At 71.8% G+C, this 7,507-nt stretch carries 8 protein-coding genes; 6 read left to right on the forward strand and 2 right to left on the reverse strand.

Going from position 1 to position 7,507, the window contains the following annotated elements:
- Positions 1-156: 156 nt before the first annotated feature.
- The 6 genes from deoC (at position 157) to GH736_RS13845 (ending at position 6,470) form a co-directional block, all read left to right on the forward strand.
- Positions 157-1,164: a deoxyribose-phosphate aldolase gene (deoC, locus tag GH736_RS13820; protein ID WP_159604232.1), complete on the forward strand. Its 1,008-nt coding sequence runs from the start codon at positions 157-159 to the stop codon at positions 1,162-1,164.
- Between the two features lie 16 nt (positions 1,165-1,180).
- Positions 1,181-2,761 carry an aldehyde dehydrogenase family protein gene (locus tag GH736_RS13825; protein ID WP_159604234.1) on the forward strand — a complete coding sequence of 527 codons (1,581 nt, stop codon included), beginning with the start codon at positions 1,181-1,183 and terminating at the stop codon, positions 2,759-2,761.
- Positions 2,758-3,618 (forward strand): aldehyde dehydrogenase family protein, encoded by an 861-nt coding sequence (locus tag GH736_RS13830; protein ID WP_159604236.1) that lies wholly within the window; start codon positions 2,758-2,760, stop codon positions 3,616-3,618. Before GH736_RS13825 ends, GH736_RS13830 begins: the two co-directional genes overlap by 4 nt.
- Positions 3,619-3,620: 2 nt before the next feature.
- Complete coding sequence (locus GH736_RS13835; protein WP_159604238.1) at positions 3,621-3,860, forward strand: hypothetical protein; 240 nt, start codon at positions 3,621-3,623, stop codon at positions 3,858-3,860.
- A 29-nt stretch (positions 3,861-3,889) separates the two neighbouring features.
- On the forward strand, positions 3,890-5,440 hold the full coding sequence (locus GH736_RS13840) for an SDR family oxidoreductase (RefSeq protein WP_159604240.1): 1,551 nt from the start codon (positions 3,890-3,892) through the stop codon (positions 5,438-5,440).
- 64 nt (positions 5,441-5,504) lie between these two features.
- Positions 5,505-6,470 carry a glycerophosphodiester phosphodiesterase gene (locus GH736_RS13845; protein ID WP_159604242.1) on the forward strand — a complete coding sequence of 322 codons (966 nt, stop codon included), beginning with the start codon at positions 5,505-5,507 and terminating at the stop codon, positions 6,468-6,470.
- 14 nt (positions 6,471-6,484) lie between these two features.
- Here GH736_RS13845 and GH736_RS13850 read toward each other — a convergent pair whose 3' ends face one another.
- Both GH736_RS13850 and GH736_RS13855 read right to left on the reverse strand, forming a co-directional pair.
- On the reverse strand, positions 6,485-7,027 hold the full coding sequence (locus tag GH736_RS13850) for an O-acetyl-ADP-ribose deacetylase (RefSeq protein ID WP_159604244.1): 543 nt from the start codon (positions 7,025-7,027) through the stop codon (positions 6,485-6,487).
- 8 nt (positions 7,028-7,035) lie between these two features.
- Positions 7,036-7,314 carry a metal-sensitive transcriptional regulator gene (locus tag GH736_RS13855; RefSeq protein ID WP_159604257.1) on the reverse strand — a complete coding sequence of 93 codons (279 nt, stop codon included), beginning with the start codon at positions 7,312-7,314 and terminating at the stop codon, positions 7,036-7,038.
- Positions 7,315-7,507 lie beyond the last annotated feature (193 nt).

The raw sequence follows: 7,507 nt of genomic DNA on the forward strand, positions 1-7,507 counted from the left end.
CCAAGCATCCCGTCGCCGACGCCGTCGTACGCAGCGGCCTCTGCTCGGTCCTCGTCACCGACGAGGCCACCGCCCTCCATCTCCTCGACGGCTGAGTCGCCCGCGCGAGCACCGCCACACCGACACCGCACCACACACGAAAGCCAGGTCATCACCATGTCAGGCACCTCACTCGTCACCGCCCGGGAGCGGGCGCTCGCCGTGCTCGGCGGTGAGCCCGACGACGCCACGCTCGGCCGCTACCTGCACGGCATCCCCGGGGTCGACGCGGTCGGCCTCGAGCAGCGGGCCGCCGGTCTCGGCACCCGCTCGATCAAGACGACGTCCAAGCAGCGGGCGCTCGACACGATCATCTCGCTGATCGACCTGACGACCCTCGAGGGTGCGGACACGCCGGGCAAGGTGCGTTCACTCGTCGCCAAGGCGATGACCCCCGATCCGTCGGATGCCTCGACCCCGCGGGTCGCCGCGGTCTGCGTGTACGGCGACATGGTGCCGTACGCCGTCGACGCGCTCGGCGCCGCGCACGGCGACCCCGACGACGGGCTCATCTCGGTCGCAGCCGTCGCGACGGCGTTCCCGAGCGGCCGTTCGTCGCTCGAGATCAAGCTCGCCGACACCGCAGAGGCGGTCGCCGCCGGTGCCGACGAGATCGACATGGTCATCGACCGCGGTGCGTTCCTCGCGGGCCGCTACGGCCTCGTCTTCGACCAGATCGCCGCCGTCAAGGAGGCCTGCCGCCGGGCCGACGGCACGAGCGCCAGCCTGAAGGTGATCCTCGAGACCGGCGAGCTCGTCACCTACGACAACGTGCGCCGCGCCTCGTGGCTCTCGATCCTCGCGGGCGGCGACTTCATCAAGACGTCCACGGGCAAGGTCCAGCCTGCTGCGACGCTGCCCGTCACGCTCCTCATGCTGGAGGTCGTGCGCGACTGGCACCTGCTGACCGGGCAGCGCATCGGCGTGAAGCCCGCCGGCGGCATCCGCACCTCGAAGGACGCGATCAAGTACCTCGTGACCGTCGCCGAGACCGTCGGCGAGGAGTGGCTCGTGCCCCACCTGTTCCGCTTCGGCGCGTCCAGCCTGCTCAACGACGTGCTGCTGCAGCGCCAGAAGATGACCACCGGACACTACTCCGGGCCCGACTACGTGACGATCGACTGAGACGAGAACGACGAACATGAGCTTCCTCGACTACGCACCGGCACCCGAGTCGCGGGCGATCCTGTCGCTCCGCGACCAGTACGGCCTCTTCATCGACGGCGAGTTCGTCGACGGCCGCGGCACGCCGTTCCAGACCATCTCCCCGGCGACCGAAGAGCGCATCGCCGAGATCTCCAGCGCGAACCAGGCCGATGTCGACGACGCGGTCGCCGCCGCTCGTCGTGCCTACGACCGCACGTGGTCGCGCATGAGCGGCCGCGACCGCGGCAAGTACCTCTTCCGCATCGCGCGGCTCGTGCAGGAGCGGGCCCGCGAGCTCGCCGTCGCCGAGTCGCTCGACAACGGCAAGCCGATCAAGGAGTCGCGCGACGTCGACGTGCCCCTCGTCGCGGCCTGGTTCTTCTACTACGCCGGCTGGGCCGACAAGCTCGACCACGCGGGCCTCGGGGCGAACCCCGGCTCGCTCGGCGTCGCCGCGCAGGTCATCCCGTGGAACTTCCCACTGCTCATGCTCGCGTGGAAGATCGCCCCGGCGCTCGCGGCCGGCAACACGGTCGTGCTGAAGCCGGCCGAGACCACGCCGCTGTCGGCGCTCATCTTCGCCGAGATCCTCCAGCAGGCCGACCTGCCCGCCGGCGTCGTGAACATCATCACGGGCGCGGGCGACACGGGCGCCGCGCTCGTCGCGCACGACGGAGTGGACAAGGTCGCGTTCACCGGCTCCACCGCGGTGGGTCGTGCGATCGCCAAGCAGGTCGCCGGCACCGACAAGAAGGTCACCCTCGAGCTCGGCGGCAAGGCCGCGAACATCGTCTTCGACGACGCGCCGATCGACCAGGCCATCGAGGGCATCGTCAACGGCATCTTCTTCAACCAGGGCCACGTCTGCTGCGCCGGCTCGCGCCTCCTCGTACAGGAGAACGTGCACGACGAGGTCGTCGAGCGACTGAAGCTGCGCCTCTCGACGCTGCGCCTCGGCGATCCGCTCGACAAGAACACCGACATCGGCGCGATCAACTCGAAGGAGCAGCTCGAGCGCATCCGCGAGCTGTCCGACATCGGCGTCGCCGAGGGCGCCGAGCGCTGGAGCGCGCCGTGCGTCATCCCCGAGAACGGGTTCTGGTACGCCCCGACGATCTTCACCAACGTGCAGACGTCGAGCCGTATCGCCCGCGAGGAGATCTTCGGCCCGGTGCTCTCGGTGCTCACGTTCCGCACCCCGGCCGAGGCGATCGCGAAGGCGAACAACACGCCGTACGGCCTGTCGGCGGGCATCTGGAGCGACAAGGGCAGCCGCATCCTCGCCGTCGCAGACGAACTCCGCGCCGGCGTCATCTGGGCGAACACGTTCAACCGGTTCGATCCGGCGAGCCCGTTCGGCGGGTACAAGGAGTCGGGCTACGGCCGCGAGGGCGGTCGCCACGGCCTCGCCGCCTACCTGTCGCCGACGCCCATCGGCCAGGCGGCCACCCGCCAGAGCCTCGCCGCTCCGGCCACGGCGAAGCCCATCGAGACCGCGGATGCCGCGCCGAAGCGCACCCGCCGAACCGCACAGCGCTCACGAACAGACTCCGCCACGAAGGGATCGAAGCGATGACCCGCCTCGCCGTGCCGAAGACGTACAAGCTCTACATCGGGGGCGCCTTCCCCCGCAGCGAGTCCGGCCGCACCTACGAGGTGCTGCGTGCCGACGGCGCGTTCCTCGCCAATGCGGCGAAGGCGTCGCGCAAGGACGCCCGTGACGCGATCGTCGCCGCACGCGGTGCCGTCGCCTCGTGGAGCGGCGCGACCGCCTACAACCGCGGCCAGGTGCTCTACCGCATCGCGGAGCTCCTCGAGGGTCGCCGGGCGCAGTTCGTCGCCGAGATCGAGGAGGCCGAGGGCGTCTCCCGGGCCGCCGCGAGCGCGCAGGTCGACGAGTCGATCGATCGCTGGGTCTGGTACGCGGGCTGGGCCGACAAGTTCGCCCAGGTCGCCGGCAACGCCAACCCCGTCGCCGGACCGTACTTCAACATCTCGGTGCCCGAGCCCACCGGCGTCGTGGCGATCGTCGCGCCGCAGGACAGCTCGCTGCTCGGGTTCGTGTCCGCAGTCGCCCCCGCCCTCGTCGCCGGCAACGCCGTGGTGGTCGTGGCGAGCGAGCGGTTCCCGCTCTCGGCGATCAGCCTCGCCGAGGTGCTCGCGACGAGCGATGTGCCCAAGGGCGTCGTGAACGTGCTCACGGGCTCGCCCGCCGAGATCGCGCCGTGGCTCGCGAGCCACGCCGACGTGAACGCGATCGACCTCGTGGGCGCGGGTGCGCTCGACTGGATCTCCCTCGAGATCGACGCGGCCGACACCCTGAAGCGCGTCTTGCGCCCCGAGTCGGGTCCCGACGCGGCCGCCCCGGCGCTCGGCCGGATCAGTGCGTTCACCGAGACCAAGACCGTCTGGCACACCAAGAGCCTGAGGTAGCCGTGAGCGGCCGCGACGGGGCATCCGACGAGCGCGGGCGACTGGTCGCCGACCCGTTCGACTACCGGGTCACGAAGCAGGGCGGCGTGATGGTGTCGCGCGGCGGCCGCGTCGTCATGACCGTCGGCGGGGCGGATGCCGCGCGGCTCATCGTGGCCCTGCAACGCGCGGACGATTCACAGGCGCAGCACCTGCTGGCTCGCGCGACGGGCAACTATCGTCGAGGGAACGAACGGGCCTGACCGATGTGGGGCCCGGAACGGGGGTCCACGTGCGCGTGCTCGTCACCGGCGCGACCGGCTACATCGGCGGCCGGCTCGTTGCGCGACTCGTCGAGGCCGGCCACGATGTCCGGGTGCTCGTGCGCCGGGCAGAGCGATTGCGGGACGTGCCGTGGGCGGCATCCGTCGACGTCGTCGAAGGCGACCTGCTGGATCGCGCCGCGGTGGACCGCGCGATGGAGGACGTCGAGGTCGTCTACTACCTCGTGCACTCGATGGGCGGCCGCGGCGACTTCGAGGCGTCGGAGCTGGCCATCGCGCGCAACGTGGCGGCGTCGGCGCGGGAACACGGCGTCGGCCGCATCGTGTACCTCGGCGGACTCCACCCCGAGGGCGTGGCGCTGTCGCGTCACCTGCGATCGCGGATGCAGGTGGGGGAGATCCTCCTGGAGTCCGGAGTGCCCACGATCGTGCTCCAGGCGGGCGTCATCATCGGATCGGGATCCACGTCGTTCGAGATGATCCGCCACCTGACCGAGGTGCTGCCGTACATGCCGGCACCCCGTTGGGTGCGCAGCTTCATCCAGCCGATCGCCGTGCGCGACGTGCTCCACTACCTCCTTCGCGCCGCGGAGGTGGCGCCCGAGGTGAACCGGGCGTTCGACATCGGCGGACCCGACGTCTTCCGGTACGGGCAGCTCATGAACGGCTACGCGGTGGAGGCGGGGCTGCCCCAGCGTCCGATCGCCGCGCTGCCGGTGCTTACGCCGTGGCTGGCCGGCCAGTGGGTGAACCTCGTCACTCCGATCCCGCGGCGACTGGCCGTGCCGATCATCGAGTCGCTGCAGTTCGACTGCGTGATGCGCGATCACGACATCGACGCCGTCATCCCGCCGCCCCCCGAGGGACTGCTGCCCTACCGTCGAGCGGTGCGGCTGGCGCTGGAGCGCGAGCGTGAGGGCGAGGTGGAGACGAGCTGGCGCAACGCCGAGGTCGAGGGGGCGCCGAGCGACCCCCTGCCCAGCGACCCCGACTGGGCTGGCCACACCGTCTACGTCGACGAACGCGAGCGTCGGTCGTCGGCCCCGCCATCCGCCCTCTGGCGGGTCATCGAAGGCGTGGGCGGGGAGAACGGGTGGTACTCGTTCCCGCTGGCGTGGGCGCTCAGGGGCTGGGTGGACAAGCTGACCGGGGGCGTGGGGCTCCGCCGCGGCCGGCGCGATCCCGACACGCTGCACGTGGGCGACGCGGTCGACTTCTGGCGGGTGGAGGCCATCGACCGTGGGCGCTTCCTCCGGCTGCGGGCCGAGATGCGGGTGCCCGGGCGCGCCTGGCTGGAACTGTCCGCCGACGCGGCGTCCGATGGCGGCTCCGACTACCGGCAGCGGGCGGTGTTCTTCCCCAAGGGGCTCGCCGGCCGGCTGTACTGGTGGGCGATCCTGCCGTTCCACGGCGTCATCTTCTCGGGCATGGCGAACCGCATCACGGCGGAGGCGGAGGCCGACGCTGAGGCGTCCGTCGACCCGACGGCCGACGCGACCGTCGGCCCGACCGCGCGGCCGTCCCGGACGACCCCCGAAGAAGTGGTAACGAAACGGTAACGACGTTGCTAGAGTGACCTGCACCGCGGCGCGACGGCGCGCCCGGTGGGAAGGCCCGACTCCCGTGACCCGTACGCCCGCTGCGCTCGCCCCCACGACCGCACCGCCCGTTCGCCTGCCTCGCGCCGCCACCCGACGACTCGATCGACTGGCGCATCCGCCCCGACGTGCCGTGCGCGTCGCGTGTGCGCTCGTCGGCACCGTCGCGATGGCGTCCGTGCTCCTCGTCGCGACCACGCCCACGACGGCGTCGGCGGTCGACGTCTTCGGCGCCCTGCGCCTGCCCGGCGACGCCGCGTTCATCGTCGGCCACCGCGGCGACCGCGCCGAGGCGCCCGAGAACACCATGCCCTCGCTCGAGCTCGCCATGGACGACCTCGCCTTCGTCGAGACCGACGTGCAGCTCAGTCGCGACGGGGTGCCCGTGCTCTTCCACGACACCACGCTCGAGCGCGTGGCGGGCGACCCGCACGCCGTGGGCGAGCTCGACCTCGAACAGCTGCGGCGCCTCGACGTGGGCGCGTGGTACGGCGCAGACTACGCGGGCGAGCGGATGCCGACGCTCGACGAGTTCCTCACCGCGCTCGCCGCCCGCGATGGCGCCCGCGCGCTCGTCGAGCTCAAGGCCGACTGGCGCGCCGAGGACGTGCGCACGGTCGTGGGGCTCGTCGAGCAGCACGGCCTCCGTGGACGCGTGGTGCTGCAGAGCTTCAGCCTCGAGACCCTGTTCGCGCTGCAGCGGGTGTCGCCGACGACCCCGCGCATCATGTTGATCCGGGAGCTGCCCGCCGACCCCGTGCCGCTCGCGGAGCGGCTCGGCGTCATCGGGTTCGGCACGACCGCCGCCTCGGTGACGGCGGTGCCCGGGGCCCTCGAGGCACTGCACGAGGCCGGCGTCGCGGTGCTCTGCTACACCCTGAACACGCACGAGCGGTGGCAGGAGGTGAGCGCGATCGGCGTCGACGGGATCATCACCGACCAGCCGAGCGACCTCGACGAGTGGCTCGCCGTCACCGCGCCGGGCACCTGAGCGTCGGCGCCGGATCAGCTCGCGTCGAGCGCCAACCGGTCGGCGGCAGCCCGGAACGCCACGTGCATGCGCTCCGAGAACAGCACGAACCGTACCAGTGCCGGAGCGGCATCCGACTGGGCCGTGGTCTCGAGCGCGACGAGCGCTGCGTCGTCGGCGGGCCAGCCGTAGACGCCGGCCGAGATCGCCGGGAAAGCGACGGATGCCGCGCCGAGGCCGGCGGCGAGCGCGAGCGACTCGCGGTACGCCGAGGCGAGGAGACGCCGCCGTGTCGCCTCCTCGGGGCCCGGCCCCGGCCACACCGGACCCACCGTGTGCACGACCCACTTCGCGTGGAGGTTCCCCGCGCCGGTCGCGACCGCCTGGCCGGTGGGCAGCCCGTCGGGCAGCACCGTCGTCCGGAGCTGCCGGCACTCCGCCAGGATCGCGGGTCCGCCGGTCCGGTGGATCGCCCCGTCCACGCCGCCGCCGCCGAGCAGGCTCGAGTTCGCCGCGTTCACGATGGCGTCGACGTGCTCGGCGGTGAGGTCTCCGACGACGAGTTCGATCCGCGGCATCCGCTCGGTTACCCGCGGTTGTTGGAGAGCTCGAAGATGCGCAGCAGCTCTGCGACGGCGGCGTCGCGCTGGTCGCCGCCGGCCTCGTACATCTCGCTCACGTGCGTGCGGAGGTGGTTCTCGACGAGGAGCTTGTTGAGCGAGCCGAGCGACTTCTGCACGGCCAGCGAGAGCGTGATGATGTCGACGCAGTAGTCCTCGTTCTCGATCATCTTCTCGATGCCCCGCAACTGGCCCTCGATGATCTTCGTGCGGTGCAGGGCGCGCTTCTTGATGTCGTCGATCACGGGTTCAGGATACTCCGGCCGTTCGATACCCGGCTGGGTATCCCCGAACGCGGGCTCGTCGACCCGGCGGAACGGGCGCTAGCGTGGCCTCATGATCCGTCGTTCCGGTGGCGTCGTCGCGGTCGCCCTCACCGCGCTCGTCGCCGCGCTCGCCGGCCTCGCGCTCGCCGGCTCGCCCGCGAGCGCGAGGCCG

The organism is Agromyces humi, assembly GCF_009720255.1.
Taxonomy (GTDB): domain Bacteria; phylum Actinomycetota; class Actinomycetes; order Actinomycetales; family Microbacteriaceae; genus Agromyces; species Agromyces humi.

What these genes read in the sequence shown, in the direction of transcription:
- deoC (WP_159604232.1), top strand. Translation starts at nt 157, where the DNA reads ATGTCAGGCACCTCACTCGTCACCGCCCGGGAGCGGGCGCTCGCCGTG.
- GH736_RS13825 (WP_159604234.1), top strand. Translation starts at nt 1,181, where the DNA reads ATGAGCTTCCTCGACTACGCACCGGCACCCGAGTCGCGGGCGATCCTG.
- GH736_RS13830 (WP_159604236.1), top strand. Translation starts at nt 2,758, where the DNA reads ATGACCCGCCTCGCCGTGCCGAAGACGTACAAGCTCTACATCGGGGGC.
- GH736_RS13850 (WP_159604244.1), bottom strand. Translation starts at nt 7,027, where the DNA reads ATGCCGCGGATCGAACTCGTCGTCGGAGACCTCACCGCCGAGCACGTC.